This is a genomic window from Sorangium sp. So ce375 (assembly GCF_051473855.1).
Lineage (GTDB): Bacteria > Myxococcota_A > Polyangia > Polyangiales > Polyangiaceae > Sorangium.
The window spans coordinates 9,168,655-9,192,388 of sequence record NZ_CP150335.1 but is presented as its reverse complement, the minus strand read 5'-3'; the positions used below and the strand labels follow the sequence as shown (position 1 = coordinate 9,192,388).

Genomic DNA, 23,734 nt, shown 5'->3' with positions numbered 1-23,734 from the left:
GGCGCTTTCACCGCCCGTGCCGAGCCGAACCGTCGGGCGTCGACCGTCCGTCCTTCAGCGCGCGGCCGCCGGGGGCGTCGGCCTTCCGCCGCTCCGACCTACCCGGCGGCTCGGTGCTCGCGCGGAGAGCTCGGTGCGCCGTGCGCTTCGTCCTCGTCCGCGCCGCCCGCGCCCTGGGCGTCGCCGAGCCGCGCCGCCCCGCGGGGGAGCGCGACGCCCTGGGGGAGGGTGGCGCTCAGGGGCAGCGGCGTGACGCTCTGGGGCGACGGCGTGGCGCTCTGGGGCAGGTCGGAGAGCTCGGGCAGCTCGGAGAGCCCGAGCGCGCTCCACTTGCCCGGGGGCGGGATCGACGTCACGCCGGCGCGCTCCCGCTCCAGGCGCGCGTTCAGCTCGCCCCCGATGAGCAGCGCCAGCGCCAGGAGCCACAGCCAGAACAGGAAGATCGCGACGGTCGCGAGGCTCCCGTAGAACGTGGCGTAGCGGCCGAGCGTGGCGACGTAGAGTGAGAAGAGGGTCGACACGGCGGACCAGAGCACCACCGTGAGCACCGCGCCCGGGAAGATCCGGCGTCGCTCGATGTTCGGGCGCTGGATCGAGATCCTGAAGAAGGCGGCCACCATGCAGATGACGAGGCCTCCGGGGAGGGCGAAGGCGACGATGCGGGCGCCGATCGAGCCGGAGAGCGTGCCGATCAGCACGCCGACGCCGGCGACCACGGGCACCACGGCAAGGCTGGCCATCACGCACGCCGCCGCGATCGCCCTGCGCACGTACCAGGGGCGCTCGCGCGTGTTGTAGATCGTGTCGAACACGCCCATGGCGGTCGAGAGCCCGGAGGACGTGATCCAGAGGAAGCCGGTGATGCTGATCGGCGCGACCGCCGACGACTGCGAGAGCCGGATGAGCTCCTCGGAGACGAGCGTCGCGACGTCCGGGGGCGCCGCCTGCAGGATGGGCCGCACCACCACATCCGACCACTGGTGGATCCTGCTGAGCACGTAGCCGGCGAAGGCGGCGAGCGGGATCAGGCTGAGGAACGCGTCGAAGGCCATCGCGCTCGCGGCCCGCGGCCCGTTGTGGCGATCCAGGCTGACGATGACGCTCCACACCGCCCTCGCGGCGCGGTGGCGCTCGATCTTTTGCCGGATCGGAGAAGGCACGGGCGCAGCGTCGCTCTCCCTCGTGCGGGGCGCAATACCGTCCGATGCGCCGCCGCGCCTCGCCGATCTCGAGACGGCGGCGATCTCCGCGCAGCGGCGCTCTGTGTGCCTAGGCCGCCTAGGCCGCCTAGGCCTGGGTGTTCCTGTCGGCGGCGAGGAGGCTCTGTACGGCGTAGGGCACCGACTCGACGCCGGCGAGCTCGGCGAGGGCGTAGGCGATGTGCTCGCGGCTCGCGTGCGGCGGGATACCGACGATCGCCCAGGAGCCGCCCTCGCCGCGCTGCAAGTTGCTCCCGCGCTCGACGCGCATCGCGGAGAGCGCCGGGTAGACGGCCACCGTCATCCGCTTCGGTCGGAGTCGATCCAGCGTGCGCATGGCGAAGGCGATCCGGTCGAACTCGCTGGGGTCCCGGTACTCGACGTGCCGCGCCCGGTCGAGCTCCACATGATGGGCATCACGCTCGCGCACGTCGTGAGCATAGCCCAAGCAGGCCGCCGCGCCGCTCCGGCCTGCGGCCCCGGACGGCGGCTCGAGCTGCCTCGAGCGAGCCGCGGGTGCCGGCGCCCGCCGGCCATGCTACGCGCCGGAGCGCCATGGACAGCCTCCCCCTGCTCGCCGATCACCCGTACGCCTCCTTCCTCGATCAGGTCGAGAAGCCTGCGCGCTACGCGGGCGGCGAGGTCGGCGCGGTCGTGAAGGACTGGGCGTCGGTCGAGGCGCGCGTATGCCTGGCATTCCCGGATGTCTACGACATCGGGATGAGCCACCTCGGCTTCAAGATCCTCTACAAGCTCCTGAACGACGACCCGCGCACGCTGGCCGAGCGCTGTTATACGCCCTGGATCGACATGGAGGCCCAGCTCGTGAAGCGCGGGCTGCCGCTCGTGTCCCTCGAGTCCTCCCGTCCGCTCAAGGACTTCGACGTCGTGGGCTTCTCCCTCCAGTTCGAGCTCACGTACTCCAACATCCTCACGATGCTGCACCTCGGCGGCATCCCGCTGCGCGCGGCGGACCGCGGCGAGGACGACCCGATCGTGATCGCGGGCGGCCCGACGGCGACCCACCCGGAGCCGATCGCCCCCTTCATCGACGCCCTCGTCATCGGCGACGGCGAGGAGAAGGCGACCGAGGTCGCCCTCACGTGGGCCCGGCTCAAGCGCGAGGGGGTGCCGCGGCGCGAGCGGCTCGTCGCGATCGCGCGCCTCGGCGCCATCTACGTGCCCTCGCTCTACGCGACCCGGCTCGATCCCGACACCGGCTTCGAGGTCGTGGACCGCCCGCTCGTGGCTGGGATCCCGTTCCCGATCGAGCGCGCCCTGGTCGACCTGAACAGGTACCCGTTCCCTGACGAGAGCCCCACCGGCGGGCCCGAGGCCATCTTCGACCGCATGTCGATCGAGATCGCCCGCGGCTGCACCGAGGGGTGCCGCTTCTGCCAGGCGGGCATGATCTACCGACCCGTCCGCGAGCGCGATCCCGAGCAGATCGTCGACACCGTGATGCGCGCGGTGAAGAGGTCCGGCCAGGACGAGGTCTCGCTGACGGCGCTGTCGACCGCCGACGTCTCGTGCATCTCGCCGCTCATCAAGAAGGTCACCGACCGCCTCACCGCGGAGCGCATCTCGCTCGGCGTCTCGTCGCTCCGCGCCTACGGGCTCGAGCCCGACCTCCTCGACGAGCTCAAGCGCGTGCGCGCGACCGGCCTCACCTTCGCGCCGGAGGCGGGGACCCAGAGGATGCGCGACGTCGTGAACAAGAACGTCACGGAGGAGCAGCTCCTCGAGACGGCCGAGCGCGTGTTCAGCCGGGGGTGGGGCAAGATGAAGCTCTACTTCATGATCGGCCTGCCGACCGAGACCGACGAGGACGTGCGCGGCATCGTCGAGACGGGCGCGCGCGCCGCCGGCGCCGGCAGGAAGGCGGCGGGCAAGGGCAAGCCGGTGGACGTGACGGTCAGCGTCTCGACCCACGTGCCGAAGCCCCACACGCCCTTCCAGTGGGCGGCGATGGACACGCTCGGCGAGGTCGGGCGCAAGCAGCAGCTGCTCAAGCACACGGTGCGGCCCTACCGCGCCGTCACGCTGAAGACCCACGAGGCCCACGCCAGCGTCCTCGAGGGCATCTTCGCCCGCGGCGACCGCCCCCTCGCCGACGTCCTCGAGCGGGCCTGGCGTCACGGCGCCCGCTTCGATTCGTGGGAGGACCGGCTCGATCTGGCCGTGTGGGAGGAGGCGTTCACGCACGTCGGCGTCGACCGGGCGAAGTACCTCGGCACCCTCCCGGTGACGGCGCGGCTGCCCTGGGATCACATCGACGTCGGCCTCGAGGAGGGCTTCCTCGCGAAGGAGTACAGGAAGGCGCTCCAGAGCCGCCTGAGCCCGCCGTGCGGCAAGGTCGCAGGCACGTTCGTCCACCACACGAACCTCGACGACGCCAAGGCCGACACGCGCCGGCTCGTCTGTTACGACTGCGGCGTCGCTTGCGACCTGACGCAGATGCGCGAGGAGCGGCTCACCTTCCTCGATCGCCTCGGCGCCCACCGGCGCTCGCTGCCGGTGCTCACCGAGGCAGGCGCCGCGCTGCCTGCGGCCGTCGCGGGCCCCCCCGGCGAGCCGGCGAGCGACGGCGGCGCGGCGCGGGCGAGCGACGAGGGCGCGGCGCGGGCGAGCGACGAGGGCGCGGCGCGGGCGAGCGACGAGGGCGCGGCGCGGGCGAGCGACGAGGGCGCGGCGCGGGCGAGCGACGAGGGCGCGGCGCGGGCGAGCGACGACGATGCGCAGCCCCCGCGCGCCGCGGACGAGGCGCCCCACCGCGCGCGGCGGATCGCGCCTGCGCCGAAGGGGCGCGGCGGCTTCCGCTACCGCTTCCGCTTCGAGAAGAAGGGGCCGATGGCGCTGCTCGGCCACCTCGACGTCGTGCGCGAGCTGCCCCGCGTGCTCCGGCGCGTCGGCGCGCCGATGACCTACACGGCGGGCTTCCACCCGAAGCCCGACATGACCTTCTCGCCCGCGCTCTCGCTCGGCGTGATCAGCCTCGACGAGTACGTCGATCTCCGCCTCGAGCGCGATCTCGATCCCCCGGCGCTCGACGCGCTCGTCGCTGAGATGTCGGCCGCGAGCCCGCGCGGGCTGGTGTTTCGCGGCGCCGTCAAGCTCGGTGCGGAGGACCCTTCCCTGAGCAAGCTGATCGCCGGCGCGCGCTACGCGCTCGCCTTCGCGCGCTCCTCGATCGGCGGCGACGCGGAGGCGCTCCTCGCGGCCCGCTGCAGCGCCGCCCTCTCGGCCCCGTCCCTCCCGATCCGCCGCGAGATCGACCGGCTCGCGAAGATGGTCGACGTGCGCCAGTACCTCGTGCGGGCCGAGGTCGGCGGGCCGGAGGTCGTGTCGGCGCTCGCGCGCGCCGGGCTCGTCGGTGATCTCGTCGCCCTCGAGATCGAGGTCGACATCCGCGGCTCGGGTGCAGTGAAGTCGTCCGAGGTCGCGGCGGTGATCGCGGGAGAGCCGGGCGAGGTGCCGGGCGCGATCACGCCGCCGCCGCACCGCGCCGTGCGGCTTCAGCTGTTTGGACGTGCCGCGCCGGCGGGCTCCGCAGCCGGCGAGCGCTTCTCGCTCTTCGACCTCGATCGGGCGCGCCGCGTCAAGTCGGCTCCAGAGCGGACTCCGGCCCTCCCGCTCGCCGCGGACGCCGAGTGAGCCAGCCCGGGACGGTCGCGTCGTAAAGATCCTCCTGGCGACGGCGGCGTGTCGTCCGTGGAGCGCGCGCGGGCGATCGCTCGGGGATCGGCTACGCTGCGCTTTGCTTTATGGCAAAGGAGGGTCACGAGACGGCGTGCTGTGCCGCGCGCCTCGCCGCGGCGGGTGCGGTCGGCGCGAGCGTCGCCCACGAGCTGCGCAACGCCCTCGCGGTCGCGGAGTCGTCGCTCTACCTGGCGCAGCGCGACCTCGACGATCGGCCCCGCCTGCTGCGCCACCTCGATCAGGTGACGTGCGAGATCCGCAAGGCGCACGAGGTCATCGGCAGCGTCCTCGGGCTGGCGCGCGGCGAGCCGCTGCGGCGCGAGCCGGCGCACCTCGGCAGGCTCATCGAGAGCGCCCGTCACGCGCTGGTGCTGCCCACGGCGGTCCGGTTCGACGTCGCCGTCGCGCCGGCCGACCTCACGCTCCTGTGCGATCCCATCCTGCTCGAGCGCGTCTTCTCGAACCTCTACCTCAACGCGATCGAGGCGTTCGACAAGGCGCCCGGCGGCGTGATCGTCACGCGCGCGTGGAGAGGCGACGAGCGCACGCACATCGAGGTCGAGGACAACGGCCCCGGCGTCCACCCCTGCGTGATCGGTCAGCTCTTCGAGCCGCTCGCGACCGCCAAGGTGAAGGGGACCGGCCTCGGCCTCGCGCTGAGCCGGGTCATCGTCGAGGCGCACGGCGGCGAGATCACAGCGACGCCGGGCGGGTGCGGGGGCGCGGCGTTCCGCATGTGGTTGCCGGACGCGTAGCGGGCGCGGAGCGCGGCGACCTCCTCGGGGCGCGTCCCCGGCGTGCTATCGTCCTCGCATGCAGGTCAAGCGCCGGACGGCGGAGCGCGGCCCTTTTCGTGCGGAGCACCTCCGCGCGGGTGATCCGTACGAGCTGTCGAACGGCCACCCCGTCTACTGCGCCCCCACCGGGGGGCGGGCCTCTGGGCCGAACCACCTGGGCAGCTCGGTCGTGGGGTGGGATCCGGCGGTCAAGGAGGTGGGCGTGGACACGGGGTACTCCCCGGATCCCGGCACCCTCCGGGCGCCGGACGTCGCGGTGGGCAACGTGCCCGACAAGCCCGGCTGGGTGAGGGGCGTGCCGGAGCTCGCGATCGAGTACGCCGACGTGGGGCAGGACGAGGAGAAGCTGAAGGAGAAGATCGCCGACCTGCTCGCGGCCGGTACGAAGCTCCTGTGGGTGGTGCGCCTCAACGGTCCACGGCGGGTCGAGGTGCACGAGCCCCGCAGGAAGGTGCGCGTCGCGCTCCCCGGGGAGCTGCTGAGCGCGCCAGGCATCCTGAAGAACGCGGTCCGTGTCGAGGCGCTCTACGATCGAAGCGAGGCGGAGAAGAGCACGCTGACCAACCTCCTCCAGCGGCGCGGATACGAGGATCTCGACGCCGTGCTCAACGCAGGGCGCGAGCAAGGGCGCGAGGAGGGGCGCGAGGAGGGGCGTGAGCAAGGGCGCGAGGAGGGGCGTGAGCAAGGGCGCGAGGAGGGGATCCTCGAGGGCAAGCGCGACGCGCTTAGGCGTGTCCTCAGCCGGCGAGGATTGCGGCTCACGAAGGCGGCCGCGGCGAAGATCTCGTCGTGCACGAGCGAGCGCGAGCTCGACCGCTGGCTCGACCGCGCCCTCGTCGCGTCGGCCACGGCGGAGGTGTTCGGGCGCGCGGGCCGTTGACCCGGGCCCCGCGCGCCGCGCGGATCAGGCGCGGCCGCGGCCGCGGACGAGCTCGGCGATGGCCTCTCCAAGGCCCTCGAGCGTGAGCGCGAACATCGGGAAGATGCTCTTGATCGCGTCGACGGTCGGGTGGGGGTACGGGCCGATCCCGTCCGGGTTCAGCCACACGGCGCGGTCGAAGTGTTCGCGGAGCATCATCAGCCAGGCGACGCCTGGCAGCCGCGCGTCGGGGTCGAACGAGGAGCCCGCGCCGCCGCCGGAGCCCGACGAGCCGAGCAGCTCGTAGGGCGCCATCGAGGCGTCCCCGACCATCACGAGCTTGTGGTGCTTGCCGCACTCGCGGAGGAGCTCGCGCACCGGGATCGGGTCGAGGAGCCCCTCGGTCCTGTAGACCCTCTCGTAGACGCAGTTGTGGAAGTAGTAGCTCCTCAGCTCCTTCCAGTGCGTCGCGCGCTTCGCCGCGCTGAAGAGCTGCGACACGAGCGCGGCGCTGGGATCCATCGAGCCGCCCACGTCCATCATCAGGATCACGCGCGTGTTCGGCCGGCGCGGGGGCCTCGTGACGATCTCGATCTCACCCGCATTTCTGGCCGTCGCGTCGATCGTCGCCTCGACGTCGAGCTCGCGATCGCCGCCCTCGCGCGCGAAGGCGCGCAGCTTGCGCAGCGCCACCTCGATCTGGCGCACGTCGAGCGTGAGATCGCTGCGGTAAGGGCGGTAGCGGCGGGCGTCGGCGTTCTGCACGGCGCCGCTGCGCCCGCCTGCGGGGTCGCCGACCTGGATGCCGCTCGGATGGAAGCCGCCGCGGCCGAACGGCGAGGTGCCGCCGGTCCCGATCCACCGGCTTCCCCCGTCGTGGCGCTCGCGCTGCTCGCGGAGGCGCTCCTCGAACCGCCGGAGCACCTCCTCCAGATCGAGCTCCTCGATCATCGCCTTCTCCTCCTCGGAGAGGGCGCGCCTCTTGATGGGGTCCCGGAGCCACGAGAGGAGCTCCTCCGTGACCGCCTTGGCCTCACCCTGTGCGCCGCGGAAGTGCTGGGCGAACGCCAGGTCGAAGTCGTCGAGGTGCGCCTCCGAGTGGACCAGCATCGCCCGCGCGACGTGGTAGAAGCCGTCGAGCGAGCTCTCGTGGAGCCCCGCGGCGAGCGCGCGCGCGAGGCCGACGGCCTCCTGGGCGCCGACCGGGACCTTGCGCGCCCTGAGCTCGTAGAGGAACGCGACGAACATCGCTACGACCGGTGCCGCCTGCCGCCCGCCAGCTGGTCGGCGAGCGCGACAAGGTCCTGCTCCTTCTTGAGCAGCGCGCCGAGGAACGGCAGCGCCCGGTCGAGCTTCACCTCGCCCACGCCCGCCCTGCGCAGCACGGCGATCCAGTCGATGAGCTCGCTCGTCGAGGGGCGCTTCCGGATCCGGCTGTTCTTCCGGATCTCGTAGAACACCTGCATCGCCTGGTCGGCGAGCGCCCGATCGAGATCGGGGTGGTGGACGCGGATGATCTCCCGCATGAGCTCGGGCTCAGGGAAATCGATGAAGTGGAAGACGCAGCGGCGAAGGAAGGCGTCCGGCAGCTCCTTTTCGTTGTTGCTGGTGATGATCACGACGGGCCGCTCCCGGGCGGCGATCTCGTCGCCTGTCTCGGCGATGCGGAAGCGCATCCGATCGAGCTCGTGGAGGAGATCGTTCGGGAACTCGAGGTCCGCCTTGTCGACCTCGTCGATGAGGAGCACGACGCGCACCGACGCGCTGAACGCCCTGCCGAGGGGGCCGAGCTTGATGTACCGGCGGATGTCGCGGACGTCGCCGTCGCCGAAGCGCGCTTCGTAGAGCCGCTGCACGGTGTCGTAGACGTAGAGCCCGTCCTGCGCCCGCGTGGTGCTCTTGACGTGCCAGGTGATGAGCTCGGCCGACAGGCTCCGCGCGATGGCCTCGGCGAGCAGCGTCTTGCCGGTGCCGGGCTCTCCCTTGACGAGGAGCGGCCGCTCCAGGACGAGCGCGCAGGTGACGGCGGCCTCGAGCGCCTCGCTCGTGAGGTAGCGTTCGGTGCCGCGGAAGCGGCGGAAGTCGGACATGCCAGAACGGTAGCACCCCGCCGTCGAGCGCGGCGGACCGCGGCGGGATCAGAGCCAGTCGCGCGCGAGGTACGCCGTCCACGAGGCGGCCCGCTCCCAGAGGGGGCGCTGGGTCCAGCGCGCGACGGTGATCTCGTGGCAGTACGCGAGATCGTCAGCGAACATCCGCTCCATCGCGCCGGCGAACCCGCGGTGCGAGACGACGGCGTTCACCTCGAGGTTCATGCGGAGCGACTGGCTGTCGAGGTTGGTGGAGCCGACGGTGGACCAGAGGCCGTCGATGACCGCGGTCTTGGCGTGAAGGACGCGGCCGCGCCACTCGAACATGCGGGCGCCGGCGTCGAGGAGATGGCCGTAGAGGGCGCGCGACGCGAGCAGGACCGCGGGCACGTCGGTGGTGCCGGCGACCATGATCCTGACGTCGACGCCGCGACGGGCCGCGGCGGAGAGCGCGTGGATGATCCGGAGCGGCGGCAGGAAGTACGCGTTGGTGATGAAGATCTTGCGCCGGGCGCGCTCGATGGCGTGCCGGTAGGCGTCGCGGATGCCGTGGCGGTGCCTCCGGCGGGGGAGGTCGTTGCTGATGATCTGGACGGCGGGATCGGGCCTGCGCTCGGCGTAGCCGTAGCGCTCGCCGTCGGTGGGGGCGCCGCCGGCGCGCTGCCATGTTCGCAAGAAGAAGTACTGGAGCTCGGCGGCGGCGGGGCCCTCGATGCGGAGATGGGTATCGCGCCAATCGGCGCCGCCCTCCTCCGCTGGTGCGTAGTCGTCGGAGAGGTTGAGGCCGCCGGTGAAGGCGACCACGCCGTCGACGATGAGCGCCTTGCGGTGGTCGCGGCGGGCGACCTTCCCGAGCGGGGCGGAGAGATCGAGGGGGCGGAACGCGTGGTGCCGGACGCCGCCGCGGCGGAGCCTGTCGAGGAAGGACGACGAGACGGAAGAGCCCCAGGCGTCGAAGAGCACGTTCACCTCGACGCCCGCCGCCGACCGCTCCATGAGCGCCTCGGCGAAGCGCTGGCCGGTGCGATCGTCACGGAAAATGTACGTCTCGAGGCAGATCGTCCGCCGGGCGCGGGCGATGGCCTCGAGCATGGCCGGGTAGGTCTGCGCACCGTCCTTGAGGAGCGCGAGGCGGTGCGCTCCCACGGTCATCTCGGCGAACGCGGGCGCAGGAGGGGGCTGGGACATGCAGCGGGGGCCGGGCTGCCCGGGACGAGGCGGCGCGATGATAGCGCGGACGGGCGCGCGACGCCGCGGCCTGATGGTCGGTGGGCGTCGGTCGGTGGGCGTCGGTCGGTGGGCGTCGGTCGGTGGGCGTCGGTCAGCCGTCGAGTGCCCCGGTCAGCCCGTCTTCTCGACGTACGTCATCACCAGGTACATGATGACCTGCTGTTCCGTCGGGTTCCGGTACTGATGGGGCACGTCCGCGTCGAACAGGATCGCGTCGCCGGTCGAAAGCTGGTGGCGCTCGCTGCCGACGACCATCTCCAGCGTTCCGGACGTCACCACGAGGTTCTCCACCGTGCCGGGCGGGTGAGGATCCGCATGTTCCGTGGCGAGGGGCGCGAGCGTGATCTCGTAGAACTCGACGGTCCTCGGCACATCGAACGGGAACAACGCGCGCGAGGTGAACGAGCCATCGTGCGACGTCAGCACCTTGGCGCGCGCGGCCAGGATGAGCGATGTGCCGCCGAGCGACTGGTCGCTGATCAAGGTCGAGAAGGGCACGCCGAGCGCCCGCGCGATCTTCCAGAGCACGTTGATCGTCGGTGTGCTCTGGCCGAGCTCGATCTGGCTGAGCATCGCCCGGCTCACGCCAGACGCCTTCGCCAGGCGCTCGAGCGAGAGCCCGCGCTTGGTCCGGAGCCGACGCAGGTTGGCCCCGACGATGCCAGTGAGCGCCGAGGAGGCGTCCTGAGGAGCTATTTCGTACGCCCACGCCGCTCCAGACGCCTCGTCCACGTCCGGCTGCTGGCCCTCTCCCGTCGCGCGGCTGGCATACGAGCTCGCGGGCCCAGCGAAGCTCTCCGACCTGCGGTGCGAGCGCGGTCCAGCAGGCGACGAGGAGCGCCCTGTCGGTACGGCGGAGGCCTGCACGCCGTTTTCGTAGCCCTCCACGGGCAACGAGGCGCCGAGCGCCTCGCCGGAAACCAGCCCGGGCGAGCTCCGTGGCGTGTTCTGACGGACCGATTTCATCGCATCTGCCAGAAGGGCATCCACGTCCACATCGGGAACCACCAGAGGGCGACCGGCATGGTAAAGGAGCTGCCCGACGACACGTTCCTGTCGCGCTCGGGAGCGTGTTCGTTCCGAGCCACCCGCCGCTGGCGGTACTCCTGCAGGTCGATCACTTGAGCACTCTGGGGGCGCATCCGCTTCACCTCCAACCCGTAGACCCATCGTCCGTTATAACGGATTGTTTGTCAAGGGACAGCTCGGTCATGATCGGCCATGACGCACCGGGGCTGGCACGCTGCGTCGAACCGAGGACGGTACGGAGCTCTCTCGGCCGGTGTGCAAGGTGCCGGCAGCTTCGCCTACGCCGGAGAAATCGCGCTCCTCGCCCGTCCCTTGCTCGGGCGAGCGCCTATTGACGAGCCCGCCAGGCCTCCAACGCGTTCCGCTGTAGACGAACAGAACAAGATGAAGGTCGTCCGAAATAGTGGACGACACGGAGCATGGGTCACCCACGTGCGCGGCGCGCGCCTCGCTCCTTCCATCGGGGACCGCCGGCGTTGCGCGCCCGCGCGCGTGATTCGTCCGTGGCGGGGATGGATGCACCTTGATGCTTTCCAGGAACATCCCGCGTGCGCCGCCCTCTGTCCTCCTATCGCAGCGCGACCGCCGAGCTGGCGAGCGCCGCGACAACACAAGCACACAAGGAGGCAGCCATGGCAGGCGTCGACGTGGGAGGTGGCGAGAGGCGGGCGCGAAACAGCGAGATCAACATGATCCCGTTCATCGATCTGTTGATGGTGACCATCGCCTTCCTGCTGATCACAGCGGTGTGGGTCACGAGCTCGCGACTCAAGACAAGCGCGGAGGTGCCCGCCGCCGCGGGGTGCGGGGCGGACTGCCAGAAGGAGCCTCTCAGGACGATGCACGTCCATGTCGGCGAGGATCGGTTCAACCTCGTGTGGAAGCAGGGCGCGACGGTCTTGAGCGAGGTGAGCGTCCCCAAGCGTCCTGTCGAGATCGGCGGGGCGGGAGCCACCGCGATCCGTTACAGGGAGCTCGGCGAGGCCATCCAGCGCGAGTGGGAGCGGAGCGGTGAGCACCGCGCTCCGAGCGACCGCCGCGCCGACCAGGCCGTGCTCCACAGCGACGACAAGACGCCGTTCCGGGAGCTCGTCGCCGTGCTCGACGCCATCAACGCACCGCGACGGACCGTCCTCCTCGATGACGGCCGCAATGCCGAGATGCCAGCCTTCCTGGCCACCTTCTCGGCACGCTGAGAGCGGTGGTCGAGAGATGGGGAAAGGCGTTACGCGGTGAACTCGGTTGTCAGCGCTACCCAGTTCGAGGGCGGGCGGACGGCGTAGCTCAGCGCCAGGACCTCGATGAGCACCACCCGGTAGATCGCGTGGACGTCGTCGACGTCGACCTCGTGCGCGTTCGCCTCGAGGGCCGCGTCGAGGTGCTCCTGCACGAACGCGAGGACGTCGGGCTGCTCCATCGCGATGACGTCGTCCGAGTCCACCGCCTCGGCAGGATCGTGGAGGCGGATCTGCTCGTCCAGGTTCAGCGACTCCTCGACGCCCGTGAGCGCCGTCTCGGTGACCTCGTCGAGGTCCTGACCGAACAGCTCGTCGAAGGCGAGCCAGATCGCGAGCGTCAGGAAATAGCCGAGGGCGAGCGCCGTCTCGTCGAGCGGGCCCGAGAGCACCGAGGAGATCCGGTCCGCGAGCGCAGGCTGCGTCTGCTCGAAGCGCGTGAACGCGTCGTCGAGCTGCTTGCGCGAGTCGTCATCATCCTCGGCGAGCTGATCCTCGATCTCCGACAGGACGCGCGCCGGCACCTGAGCGTACGAGGGGACGGGGCGAATGGCTGCGCGGCGTACCCACACGCGGACAACCTAGCACACGATGGCGCGGCTCATGGAGCGAGCAGCCGGATGCTCGACGCAGGAACCCAGCCCTCCGTGGCGCCCCAGCGGACCTCCGCGAGGCCGCCCGATCTCCTGCCGACCTCGACCGATGCTCCCTCGGGGATCGGGCTCTGCTCCGCGCGAGGCAGCGCACGCCCGCCCTCGTCGAGGAGCCTGACCTCGGGGACCACCACGACGCCAGCCCGGGTCGTGAGGCGGAGGTGCCGCGCCGCATAGGTGAGCGGCACCAGCGCGAGCAGCGCGACGAGCGCCGTCGGCGCAAGGACGCTGCCCGCGACGTGCGCAGGGCCGGCAGGGCGGCGCCGCAGGACGACGCCCAAGGCGAGGAGCAGCGAGGCGAGCAGCGCCGCCGCCGCCCAGGTGCGCTCCGACGCGAGGCCGACGATGACGCGGTCGAGCGTCGGGCGCACGTCGACCGCATCGGTGGCGCGGCGCGAGCGCCGGCGGGTGATCTCGGCGCGCACCAGATCCAGCGCGCGATCCGCGTCGGCGTCGCCAGGACGGAGCCGCAGCGCCTCCTCGAACGCGGCCGCCGCTCGGCCGAGGTCTCCAGGGCGATCCGCGCCCTCGCGGACGCGCGTGACGTAAGCGAGCCCGCGGTTGTAGCTCGCGTCCGGGTGCGCGAAGCCGCGGTCGGCGAGCAGCTCGAACGTGTCGATCGCCGCCCCGTACTCGCCGCGGCCGAGCGCCGCCGTGCCCTGCTGGAACAGCGCCTCAGGGGGCTCCGCCGGCTGTGCGCGCGCGTCGCTCGGCGGCAGCGCCGACGCGAGGCCGGCGGCGAGGAGGAGCGCGACGGCGAGGGGGCGCCTGCGGCGACCGTTCACGTGGGCTTCCGTCGCGCGAGCTCGGTCATGACCGCGCGGCCCTGCTCGACGAGCGCCGCCGCGGCGGCGCCTCCGCCCTCCTGCGCGGCCGGCTCGAACCGGATCGCCTCGCACGCGGCCAGCGCCTCGCAAGCGCGCGTCGACAGGGGCTCAGGGACGCCGCGCCGGCCCAGCTCGCCCGGGAGCTCCGCGAGCAGGACGCCGCGCGATCGGAGGCCCGTCGCGGACTCGATCGCCCGGTGCACCGCGCGCTCGATCGCCGCGGCCGTCGCCCCGAGATCCCCCTGCGCGGCCGCCTCCTCCGCCTCGCGCTGGGCGATCGCCGCGAGCCGCGCAGGCGAGGTCGCGCCCGCCGCGCGGCGATCGCGCGCCCGGCGCAGGAGTCGATCGCCCGCGCCGAACAGCGTGACGGCGAGCGGCGGCGCGGCCAGGAGCAGCCAGAACGGCGCGCCGTCGAGCGGCAGCGTCGCGGGCGGAACGTACGGGCCGAGCGACGTGCGGAGCCCCGGCATCGCCGCGAACGGCTCGCCGCGGCCGGCGCCGTCGCCCTCGGCGAGAGGCGCCCTGGACGGCGGGCCGGACGACGCCGGAGGAGCCACCGGGGTCACCTGGACGACGCCGAGGTCGGCGCGCTCGACCACGTAGCGCTTCTGCGCCGGATTCCAGTAGGGAAACTCGATCTTCCCGAGATCCACCGCGCCGCTCTCCTGGATCCGGACGACGTAGCCGAACGTCCGGGTGCCGCCGATCGCGCCGCCGCGCGGCTCGATCGCGTCGCGCTTCTCCGGGTCGAGCCAATCGAGGCCGGTCCGCTCCGGCACACGGAGCGACTGGGGGAAGTTGCCGGTGCCCGCGATCTGCACGGTCACGGCGACCGAGCCGCCCTGCTCGATCTGGCGCGGCTGCACCGTCGCCTTGAGCGTGAACTGACCGACGTCGCCGACGGCATAGCCGGACGGGCGGCCGGCGAGGGGCGGCTCGGTGACCTGGACGACGACGTCGTTCGACTCACGCAGCACGCGCGCGCCGATCCGGCGGCCCGTGATGCGCGCCTGCATGCTGCCCGTGTGCAGCTCGCCTGCCTTCAGAGGGAACAGCGCCAGCTTGTCGACAAGGCGGGCCGCGAAGCGCTGCCCGCCGACCCGCGTGTACACGGGCCGCTCGTGGCGGGGGTCCTCGAGGAGCGCGTAGCGGAGGAAGTCCGCGGCGGGCGCCGCCCGGGGCTCGCTCATCTCGGCGTTCTCGCGCAAGTACAGGTAGAACGAGACCGTGACCTGCTCGCCGACCACCGCGGTCGTCTTGTCGGGGATGGCGCGCAGGAACACGATCGGGGCAGGCTCGCTCGGCATCGCGAGCTCCGGCGCCTGATCCTCAGGCTCTTTCTCGACGTCATCGTCGTCGAAGATGCCGCCCGGACCGCCGAACGGCCACGGGAAGCCCTGCAGCGGGCCGCCAGGCAACAGGAATGGGTTGCTCGGCCGGCGCGGCCGCCCGCTCGCCGGCACGACCTTGATCAGGATCGGATCCGCCGGCAGGCGCTTGCCGTTCCACGAGATCGTCGGCCCCGGGATGGTGTAGCGGCCGGGCTTGTTCGCGACGATCTGCCACGTCGCGCTGATGCCCAGCTGCGTCTTCATCACGCCGCCCCCGAGCTGCGTCATCATCTGCGTCCCGATGCTCGGGCCCGAGACGACGGACAGGTCGGGCGGGACGCGCAGCTGCGGATCGGACGGCATGTCGCCGCCGCGCTCCACGAGCGCCTTCACCTCGACCGTGAACGGCTCGCCGACCTCGACCTCGGTGGCGCTCGCGTGCGCCGAGAGCTCCGGCTGCTGGGCGCGCGCGCGGAGCGGGGCGAGCAGCGCGGCCAACGCCATCAGCAGCGCGGTCGCGAGCGGCGCAAGGCGCGGCAGGGCGAGCGCGGGCGGGGCAGGGGAGCGCGCGGCCAGCGCGAGCGGCGGGGCGAGCGCGGCGAGCGCGTGATGGACGAGGGAGCGCGGCGGGCGCGTCACTTGTCCTCCATCCCGCGGCCGCGCCGCATGCCGGCCTTGTTCTTCGCTTCCTGCTCCTGGTACGTCGGCGCCTCCTCGAGCTGGTCGAGGATGCGATCGTCCTGCCGACCGGTCTGCGGCTGCTGCTGGGGCTGCTCGCGCGGTGGCTCGGGCTGCTCGGGTGAGCCGGCGTCGGGCGCCTGATCCTGCGGACCAGCGTCAGGGCTCTGATCCTGGTCGCCGCCGTCGTTGCCCGCGTCCTGGTCGCCGCCGTCGTCGCCCGCGTCCTGGTCGCCGCCGTCGTCGCCCGCGTCCTGGTCGCCGCCGTCGTCGCCCGCGTCGGGCTCGGCGTCCGGCGGCGCGTCGGGCTCGGCGTCCGGCGGCGCATCGGGCTCGGCGTCCGGCGGGGCGGCGTCCTTCTGGTCCTCGATGCGCCGAAGGGCGATCGCCCGGTTCCAGGCCGCGTCCCGGCCGACGCCGTCGCCGCCGGCCTCCTCGAGGATCCCGGGGATGATGGCCAGCGCCTGGTCGTAATACGTCACGGCATCCTCGTACTTCTGCCGCAAGAACTCGAGGTTGCCCGAGAGATAGCGGGCCCGCGCGCGCAGGTCGGCCGGCACGCTCGGATCGGCCCCGATCGCCTTCAGGAGGATCTGCGCGCAGTCGATCTCGATCCCGCGCAGCGCATCGTTCTGCTCCTGCTCCGGCCCGCCGTCCGCGAGCTCCTCGTCACCGAACCGATGACCGTAGCGCTCGGCCAGATGGAACAGCGTCAGCCCGAGATCGAACGAGCCGTTCGGCTTCTGACGCACGGAGTCCGGGAGCCCGATGCCGGCGTCGCTGCACGGGCCCGTCCCCAGGTAGCTCTCGAGGGCCTGCTCGGCAGACTCGAGGTTGCCCGCGTCGAGATCGCGGATCGCCTGGTCGACCGCCGGCGCGTTCCGCTCGAACGGGGACGTCGGATCCCACCCGCTGCACCCGGTCGCCGCCGAGAACGCGGCGCCCGTGAGGCACGCGGCGGCGAGCCCGATCGCGATCCAGCGCCCGCGGCGCGCGAAGAACCCGGCGAGATCCACCCGCTTGCGATCACGACGCGGCATGCTGCCCTCCGGCGTTGCTCCCCGCGGCCTGCCCCGCTCCCGCCGCGAGGTCCTCGCCGGCCGGGCGCCTCTTCAGCAGCGCGGCGCGCTTCGGCGCGGCCTCGGGGCGCGTCGCCACGAAGCGACGGCGCGGGGCGTCCTTGAGGAACACCTCGGCGATGAGGAGCAGGATCGCGAGGCCGAGCGGGTAGAAATAGACGTCCGCGTAGACCGTCTCGACCCGCTCCGAGAACTCGCTCTTCATCTGCCGCCGGAGCTCCGCGGCGATCGTGTCGATGCCCGTGGTCCCCTTCTCCGCGCGGATGATCTGCCCGCCCGGCGTCGCCTGCGCGATCGACGCGAGCTGCTGCTCGCCCGACAGCGACAGCTCGGTCGTGAGCGGCTTGCCCTGGCGATCCGTCCGCCACCCGACGATGCGGCCGTCCGGGCCGATCTCCGGGATCGGCTCCGGCGTGCGCCCGCCGATCTGCACGACGTGGATCGTCGTGCCCTGGGCGCCGATCGCCTGGGCGACGCTCAGCGGATAGCCCTCGAGGTCCTCGCCGTCCGTGACGAGCAGGATGATCCGCTTGTGCTCGGCGGACTTCGGATCGCGCTTCAGGAGCTCGCTCGCCTGGTCGAGCGCGCGCGCGATCGCGGTGCCGCCGATCGGCATGTCGTTCGGATCGAGCTGGCGGAAGAACTGCGCGATCGCCGCGCCGTCGGCGGTCAGCGGGAAGCCCATCGGCTCGCCGGCGAACGCGACCGCGCCGAAGCGCGCGCCCTCGAGATCCTTGATGAGGCGGGCGACCTCGACCTTCGCCCGGAAGATGCGGGACGGCTCGACGTCGCGCGCGTACATGCTCTTCGAGTAGTCGAGCACGATCACCACGTCGACGTTGGTCGCCGGCACGAGCCGCGTGCCCTTGCCGTACTGGGGGCGCGCCGCCGCCACGAACGCGAGCGCCGTCGCGAGCACGAGCAGGACGCCCTTCCAGGCGCGGCGCTTCGCCGGATCCGCCGTGGTGAGCGCCTTCACGCGATCCTCGTCGCCGAAGCGCTTGATGGCGCGCGCCACGCCGAAGCCGCCGAGGATGAGCAGGAGGCCGATCAGCGCCGCGAACGCTGTCCCGAGCAGGAACCAGGGGGCCGCAAAGTTCACGGGAACCTCCGGAGCAGCCACGCGCGCAGGAGCGCGTCGAGCCCGATCAGGAACACCCCGGGCAGGAGCAGGAACGGGAACAGATCCTCGTACGCGGCGCTCGACGCCTCGAAGCGGGTCTTCTCCAGCCGGTCGAGCACGTCGTGCATGCTGTCCGCGAGCGCCTTCGCGTCGGTCGCCACGTACGACGCGCCGCCCGTCTTCTGCGCGATCTCCTGGAGCAGCGCGGGGTTCACCGGGAAGCGGTGGCGCACGTAGCGCGGCTGCCCGAAGAGATCGATGCCGTCCTCGACCTCGACCTCGTCGTCGGTGCCGATCTGGATCGTGTAGACCTTCGCGCCGAGCGTGGTCGCGAGGTGGGTCGCGTACTCGGGGGAGATGGCCCCGGCGTTCGAGTCGCCGTCGGTCAGGAGGATGACGACCTTCGACTGCGCGTCGCTCCTGCGCAGGCGGGCGACCGCCGTGCCGAGCGCGTCGCCGATCGCCGTCGCGCTGCCGTCGATCACGTTGAGCGTCATCTGCGAGACCATCTGCGTCAGCAGGTGGTAGTCGAGCGTCGGCGGCGACAGCACGTAAGCGGCCTTGCCGAAGACGACGACGCCGAGGCGATCGGTCTTCCTGCGGCTGATGAAGTCCTGGAGGACGAGCTTGGCCGTGTCGAGCCGGGTCAGCCGCTTGCCGCGCGGCAGCTTCGGCTGGCCGGGGAGATCGCTCGCCCGCGCGTCGAGGATCGCGCGCATCGAGCCCGACAGGTCGAGCGCCACGACGATGTCGATGCCCTTGTCGTCCGAGCGCTGCTCGCGGAGCACGCTGACCGGCCGCCCCATCGCGACGACGAACAGCGCGAGCGCCACGGCGCGCAGCACGCCCGGCAGGTCGCGCAGGTGGCTGCGCAGGCCGCGCGGCCCGCGCGCGAGCGGCGCGACCGTGCCGAGCCGGAGCCGAGGCCTGCGCGCGTCCTCCGCGAAGATGCCCCAGTACCAGACGACGGGCACCGCGACGAGCGCGAGCAAGAGCCACGGGTTCTGCCAGCTCGGCGAGGACCAGGCCTCGCGGCGCGCGAGGTACGGGTAGACGCAGGCGAGCGCGGCGACGACGAGCGTCGCGAGGAGGGCGAGCGCCGCGCGCTTCGTGCGGCTCAAGGCGCCTCCTCCGGCGCCCGGGACGGGCGAGCGGGCGTCTGCTCCCTGCCGGCGGGCGAGCTCCCGGGGCCGGCGCCCTCGCCGGGCCGCGCCGCCGGCGGCATCGTGCGGTGCACGATGATCTCGCCGTCGTCGAGCGCCGTGAGGCAGTCGGCCTCGGTCGGCTGGAGGCGCGCGAACTTCACGAGGTCGCAGCTGGCGAGGAACCGCGCGATCTGCGTCAGCACCGGCACGGGCGGGCGCACCCGCGCGAGCAGCGCGCGCATCTCGTCGCTCGTCGTCTCGAGGCCGTCGAAGCCGTACCGCGCGCCGAGGTACTTGCGCACGCAGTCGCTCACGCGGTCGAAGTACTCGTCGGTCCGCCCCTCGCCGAGCAGGTCCGAGCGCCGGAGCGCCTCGAGCTCCTCGAGCGCGGCGACCCACGGCAGCTTGGGCGGCGGGGCGGCCACCACGCGGGGCCGGCGCATCCAGCGCCAGACCAGCCAGCCCACGATCAGCGCGAGCGCCGCGCCGATGAGGATGCCGACGGTGAGCTGCTTCGCGAGCACCCACTCCTCCCGCTGCGGCCGCGGCGGCGGGTTCGGCTTGACCTTGGGATCCCGGTCGTTGGCGATCGGGTCCTCGATCACGATCTCGTGCGGCTGGGTGCAGACCGTGACGAGCTCCCCGCTCGCGCGGGACACGGCGATCGGCACCGGCGGCAGCAGGAGCGCGCTCCTCCCGGGCTCCTTGGGCAGCGGGACGAACGGGATGACGAGCTTGGTCGTCGCGCCGGTGTCGGTCGCCGTCGTCGTGCTGGTCGGACCCGCGCCGGCGTCGGCCTCGGGCAGCACGAACCCCGCCTTCTCGATCGCGCGCGCGGCGTCGCTGTCGCTCTGGACCTTGAAGCCCTCCGGCAGCACCGTCTCGCCCTTGCCGTGCGCGACGGTGATCTCGAGGTGGGCCGCGTACCCGCTGAACCCGTTCCTCGGGAACGCCTCCGTGATCTGGGGTCGCGTCGCGCCGGGCGGCACGTGCTCCGCGCACGAGGCCCACACGCTCCCGCCGCGCTCCGTCGCCGTCGGCATCGGCGCCGGCGCTGGCGGCGGCGGGGGGGCGTCGTCCGCCGCGGGCCCGCCGGCGCCGCCAGCGCCCGGCTGCGATCTCGCCGGCGCCGCGGACGCGAGCGCCGCCGCGAGCGCGGCCCACGCGAGCGGCCGCGTGGCCCACCCGCGCGGGCTCGCGCCGGGCGCGTCGTGGACCGAAGAGCGGCGCGGCCTCATCGCCTGAGCCTCCGCGCCCGCTTGGCGAACAGGTCGCGCAGCGGGCTCACGAAGCTCTCGCCGGTCTTCACCACCACCGCGTCGAGCGCGAGCTTCTTGAACAGCCTGTCGCGGTCGCCCCGGAGCTTGCGCATGGCGGCGCGGTAGTGGTCGCGCACCGCCCGGTCGCCGGTGTCCACCACGACCTCTTCTCCGGTCTCCAGGTCCTCGAACGTCGCGAGCCCCACGTCGGGCAGCTCCTCGTCGCGCGGGTCGACGAGCATCACCGGGATCACGTCGTGCTTGGCGCTCGCGAGCGAGAGCGAGCGCTCGAAGCCGGAGGCGAAGAAATCGCTGATCACGAAGGCCACGCTCCTCCGCTTGGCCACCTTCACCAGGGTCTCGAGCGCGAGCTTCAGGTTCGTCCCCGTGTACTTGGGCTCGTGCCCAAGGATCTCCCGGATGACCCGCATCACGTGCTTGTCCCCCTTCTTCGGCGGGACGAGCTTCTCGATCGCCTCGGTCGCGAGCACGAGGCCCACGCGATCGTTGTTCTTGATGGCGCTGAAGGAGCAGAGCGCGGCGATCTCGGCGGCGACGCGCGCCTTCGACGCGCGCCGCGTGCCGAACTGCTCGCTCTGCGAGGCGTCGACGACCAGCATGACGGTCATCTCCCGCTCCTCGACGAACACCTTCACGAACGGCTCGCTCATGCGGGCCGAGACGTTCCAGTCGATCCAGCGCACGTCGTCGCCCGGCATGTAGGCGCGGACCTCGCGGAACGAGAGGCCCTGCCCCTTGAAGACGGACGAGTACGTCCCGGAGAGCTGCTCGTTGGCGAGCCGCTGCGTCCGGATCTCGATGCGCCGGAGCTGCTTGAGGAGCTCCGGCGGCAGCGGGTTCTTCGAGCCGGAGGCCTTGATCACGGCACCTCGACCACCTCGAACACGCGCCGGACGATCTGCTCGGACGTGACCTCCTCGGCCTCCGCCTCGTAGGTCAGGACGACCCGGTGCCGGAGCACGTCGGGGCCGATCGCCTTCACGTCCTCCGGCGTGACGTAGCCGCGGTGGCGCAGGAAGGCGTGCGCGCGCGCCGCGAGCGCGAGCGCGATCGAGGCGCGCGGGCTCGCCCCGTACTCGATGAGGCTGCTCAGCTCCCGCATCCCCTTCTGCCCGGGCTCGCGCGTCGCGAAGACGACGTCGACGATGTAGTCCTTCACGCGGTCATCCATGTACACGTCGCGCACGACCTTGCGCGCGGACACGAGCTCCTCGGGCGTCGTCACCTTCGCGGCCTTGCCCTCGATCACCGCCGTCGTGCGGTCGATGATCTGCCGCTCCTCGGCCCGCGCGGGGTACCCGACCTTGACCATGAGCATGAACCTGTCGATCTGCGCCTCGGGGAGGCGGTAGGTCCCCTCTTGCTCGATCGGGTTCTGGGTCGCCATGACCACGAACGGGCTCGGCAGCGGGTAGGTCGTGTCGCCGATCGTGACCTGCCGCTCCTGCATCGCCTCGAGGAGCGCGCTCTGCACCTTCGCCGGGGCGCGGTTGATCTCGTCGGCGAGCACGAGGTTCGCGAAGATCGGGCCCAGCTTGGACGTGAAGTCGCCCTTCTGGTGGTTGTAGATGACGGTGCCGATGAGGTCGGCGGGCAGCAGATCCGGCGTGAACTGGATCCGCGAGAACTTCGCGTGGATGGCGTCGCAGAGCGTCCGCACCGTGAGCGTCTTGGCGAGGCCCGGGACGCCCTCGAGAAGGACGTGTCCCCCGGTCAGCAGCCCGATGAGGATGCGCTCGATCATGTACGTCTGACCGACGATGACCTTGCCGACCTCGGTCAGCAGGGTGTCGATGAAGGCGCTCTCTTTTGCGACCAGCTCGTTCAGGGCGCGTACGTCGTGCATAACGGGTGGGAGCTCATAGCAAGCCCGGCCGCCCGAGGACAACCGGCGCGGCCCGAATATTCCTCGGCGCGAGGCGGGCCTCGGCGCTCCGCAGCGTCAGAAGCCGGGCTCGCGGAACTTGGCTCGCCCGGTCTCGGCAGGCGATCGCGAGCGAGGTGGGCTCGCGGTCGCGGCGGGGGCCGAGGACGGCGGCGTCACGGGCGCGGTGGACGGGGCCGGCTCCGGCGCGCGCGGGGGCTCCGGCGCGCGCGGCTCGGCGGTGCGGACCCCCGGGGGCGGCTCCTCCGTGATGGCCGGCGCCGCGGGCACCGCCACGGGAGGCGCGCCGGGGCCCTCCCCGAGGCCGATCCACAGGAGCATCGCCGCCCCGAGCAGCGCGCCCGACGCGACGAGCGCCGCCGCGGTGGCGATCGTCCGGGCGCGGCGGCGCGGGTCCAGGCGCGAGGGCGTGCGCCCGCGCGACCTGCCCTCGGCGGCGCGCAGCGCGTCCTTGATCATCGCCGCGCAGCGCGTGGTGCGCGCGGCGAGCGCGTCGCGGAGGTACGCCGTGACCTCGTCGGCGCGGCTGCCGAGGGCGGCGTTCACCGCCTCCAGCGCGTCCGCGAGCTCGGCCATCGTCGCGAACCGCTCGGCCGGATCCTTGGCGAGCGCGCGCATCACCGCCGCCTCGAGCGCGGGCGGGTACCCGGGGACGAGCGCGCCCGGCGGATCGACCGGCTCGGGCCGCGCGATGCGCGCCATCGTCGCGAGGTCGTGGCTCGCGGCGAAGGGGTGGGTGCCCGTCGTCAGCTGATAGAGCACGATCCCGAGCGCGAAGATGTCGGACCGCCGGTCCAGCTGCTCGCTATAGACCTGCTCGGGCGCCATGAAGAGGATCTTGCCCTTCATGTGCCCGGTGTTTGTCGTCGGGTTGTCCGCCTGCGCCATGGCCTTGGCCACGCCGAAATCGGCGATTTTGACCGAGCCGTCCCGCGTGATCAGGATGTTGTGCGGCGAGACGTCCCGGTGAACGAGCCCGACCAGCGCGCCGTCGTCGTCCCGTAGCTCGTGGGCCGCGTGGAGCCCCCGCGCCGCCTCGATCGCGATCCGCACCGCGACGGGAAGGGGGAGCGGCCTCCCCTGCTTGCGCGTGCTGCCGCCGAGCAGCGCCACGAGCGCGTCGCCGTCGATCCACTCCATCACGAAGTAGAGCACCCCGCTCTGCTCACCTTGGTCCAGGATCGCGCACACATTCGGGTGCTTGATCCGGGCCGCGATGCGCGACTCCGTGAGGAACATACGCTTGCAGCGCGGATCGCTGGAGAGCGCCGGCAGCATCGTCTTGACGGCCACGATCTTGTCGCCCGCCGCCCCGCCGCGCTCTCGGGCCGCCCACACGGTGCCCATTCCGCCCTGCGCGATAGCGATCAGCAGCTCATATCGGCCGAGAAGCTGGCCTGGCACAAGATCGACGGGCGCTATCACAGCTCGTACCTGCGACTCCTGTGTCGTCGTGAATCCGACCGTGTTGAAGCGCTCACCGACGGTGCGAGAGCGTTCCAGGCCGGCCGTGCGAGAGCGTTCCAGGCCGGCCGTGCGAGAGCGTTCCAGGAACGAGCGCTGATCTCAAACAATTTTCCAGTTGTCGAGGATCA

General features: G+C 72.3%; 20 protein-coding genes. 4 read left to right on the top strand and 16 right to left on the bottom strand.

Features of this window, described 5'->3' with window-relative positions:
- Positions 1-98: 98 nt before the first annotated feature.
- Positions 99-1,160: a YhjD/YihY/BrkB family envelope integrity protein gene (locus WME90_RS34220; RefSeq protein ID WP_437276251.1), complete on the bottom strand. Its 1,062-nt coding sequence runs from the start codon at positions 1,158-1,160 to the stop codon at positions 99-101.
- A gap of 127 nt (positions 1,161-1,287) precedes the next feature.
- Complete coding sequence (locus tag WME90_RS34215; RefSeq protein ID WP_437276250.1) at positions 1,288-1,629, bottom strand: hypothetical protein; 342 nt, start codon at positions 1,627-1,629, stop codon at positions 1,288-1,290.
- A 125-nt stretch (positions 1,630-1,754) separates the two neighbouring features.
- On the opposite strand from WME90_RS34215, the gene WME90_RS34210 reads away from it, so the two are divergent.
- The 3 genes from WME90_RS34210 (at position 1,755) to WME90_RS34200 (ending at position 6,575) form a co-directional block, all read left to right on the top strand.
- The gene (locus WME90_RS34210; RefSeq protein ID WP_437276249.1) at positions 1,755-4,853 is read left to right on the top strand and encodes a TIGR03960 family B12-binding radical SAM protein; all 3,099 of its coding nucleotides are present in this window, start codon (positions 1,755-1,757) and stop codon (positions 4,851-4,853) included.
- 110 nt (positions 4,854-4,963) lie between these two features.
- Positions 4,964-5,653, top strand: coding sequence for a sensor histidine kinase (locus WME90_RS34205; RefSeq protein ID WP_437276248.1), 690 nt, complete (start codon positions 4,964-4,966; stop codon positions 5,651-5,653).
- Positions 5,654-5,711: 58 nt separating this feature from the next.
- Entirely contained in the window at positions 5,712-6,575 is an 864-nt protein-coding gene (locus WME90_RS34200; protein WP_437276247.1) for a Uma2 family endonuclease, read from the top strand.
- A 24-nt stretch (positions 6,576-6,599) separates the two neighbouring features.
- On the opposite strand, the gene WME90_RS34195 is transcribed toward WME90_RS34200, so the two are convergent.
- The 4 genes from WME90_RS34195 to WME90_RS34180 form a co-directional block, all read right to left on the bottom strand.
- Entirely contained in the window at positions 6,600-7,802 is a 1,203-nt protein-coding gene (locus WME90_RS34195; RefSeq protein WP_437276246.1) for a vWA domain-containing protein, read from the bottom strand.
- Between the two features lie 2 nt (positions 7,803-7,804).
- Positions 7,805-8,644, bottom strand: coding sequence for an AAA family ATPase (locus tag WME90_RS34190; RefSeq protein ID WP_437276245.1), 840 nt, complete (start codon positions 8,642-8,644; stop codon positions 7,805-7,807).
- Between the two features lie 48 nt (positions 8,645-8,692).
- Positions 8,693-9,832 carry a phospholipase D-like domain-containing protein gene (locus WME90_RS34185; RefSeq protein WP_437276244.1) on the bottom strand — a complete coding sequence of 380 codons (1,140 nt, stop codon included), beginning with the start codon at positions 9,830-9,832 and terminating at the stop codon, positions 8,693-8,695.
- 153 nt (positions 9,833-9,985) lie between these two features.
- The gene (locus tag WME90_RS34180) at positions 9,986-10,840 is read right to left on the bottom strand and encodes a helix-turn-helix domain-containing protein (RefSeq protein ID WP_437276243.1); all 855 of its coding nucleotides are present in this window, start codon (positions 10,838-10,840) and stop codon (positions 9,986-9,988) included.
- 695 nt (positions 10,841-11,535) lie between these two features.
- Here WME90_RS34180 and WME90_RS34175 point away from each other — a divergent pair.
- Positions 11,536-12,099: an ExbD/TolR family protein gene (locus WME90_RS34175; protein WP_437276242.1), complete on the top strand. Its 564-nt coding sequence runs from the start codon at positions 11,536-11,538 to the stop codon at positions 12,097-12,099.
- A gap of 29 nt (positions 12,100-12,128) precedes the next feature.
- Here the strand turns inward: WME90_RS34175 and WME90_RS34170 are convergent, their stop codons facing one another.
- The 10 genes from WME90_RS34170 to WME90_RS34125 form a co-directional block, all read right to left on the bottom strand.
- Positions 12,129-12,710 (bottom strand): hypothetical protein, encoded by a 582-nt coding sequence (locus WME90_RS34170; RefSeq protein ID WP_012239127.1) that lies wholly within the window; start codon positions 12,708-12,710, stop codon positions 12,129-12,131.
- 29 nt (positions 12,711-12,739) lie between these two features.
- Positions 12,740-13,576: a hypothetical protein gene (locus tag WME90_RS34165; protein WP_437276241.1), complete on the bottom strand. Its 837-nt coding sequence runs from the start codon at positions 13,574-13,576 to the stop codon at positions 12,740-12,742.
- The gene (locus WME90_RS34160; protein WP_437276240.1) at positions 13,573-15,588 is read right to left on the bottom strand and encodes a BatD family protein; all 2,016 of its coding nucleotides are present in this window, start codon (positions 15,586-15,588) and stop codon (positions 13,573-13,575) included. The genes WME90_RS34165 and WME90_RS34160 overlap by 4 nt, the downstream gene beginning before the upstream one ends.
- On the bottom strand, positions 15,585-16,667 hold the full coding sequence (locus WME90_RS34155) for a tetratricopeptide repeat protein (RefSeq protein ID WP_437276239.1): 1,083 nt from the start codon (positions 16,665-16,667) through the stop codon (positions 15,585-15,587). The genes WME90_RS34160 and WME90_RS34155 overlap by 4 nt, the downstream gene beginning before the upstream one ends.
- Entirely contained in the window at positions 16,654-17,808 is a 1,155-nt protein-coding gene (locus WME90_RS34150) for a vWA domain-containing protein (RefSeq protein WP_437276238.1), read from the bottom strand. Before WME90_RS34150 ends, WME90_RS34155 begins: the two co-directional genes overlap by 14 nt.
- A complete protein-coding gene (locus tag WME90_RS34145) occupies positions 17,805-18,950 on the bottom strand; it encodes a vWA domain-containing protein (protein ID WP_437276237.1) in 1,146 nt (381 codons plus the stop codon). Before WME90_RS34145 ends, WME90_RS34150 begins: the two co-directional genes overlap by 4 nt.
- Complete coding sequence (locus WME90_RS34140; protein WP_437276236.1) at positions 18,947-20,212, bottom strand: hypothetical protein; 1,266 nt, start codon at positions 20,210-20,212, stop codon at positions 18,947-18,949. The genes WME90_RS34145 and WME90_RS34140 overlap by 4 nt, the downstream gene beginning before the upstream one ends.
- Positions 20,209-21,117 (bottom strand): DUF58 domain-containing protein, encoded by a 909-nt coding sequence (locus WME90_RS34135; RefSeq protein ID WP_437276235.1) that lies wholly within the window; start codon positions 21,115-21,117, stop codon positions 20,209-20,211. Before WME90_RS34135 ends, WME90_RS34140 begins: the two co-directional genes overlap by 4 nt.
- Positions 21,114-22,100, bottom strand: a complete 987-nt coding sequence (locus WME90_RS34130) for an AAA family ATPase (protein ID WP_437276234.1) — start codon at positions 22,098-22,100, stop codon at positions 21,114-21,116. The genes WME90_RS34135 and WME90_RS34130 overlap by 4 nt, the downstream gene beginning before the upstream one ends.
- A 96-nt stretch (positions 22,101-22,196) precedes the next feature.
- The gene (locus tag WME90_RS34125; protein WP_437276233.1) at positions 22,197-23,543 is read right to left on the bottom strand and encodes a serine/threonine-protein kinase; all 1,347 of its coding nucleotides are present in this window, start codon (positions 23,541-23,543) and stop codon (positions 22,197-22,199) included.
- Positions 23,544-23,734: the final 191 nt, after the last annotated feature.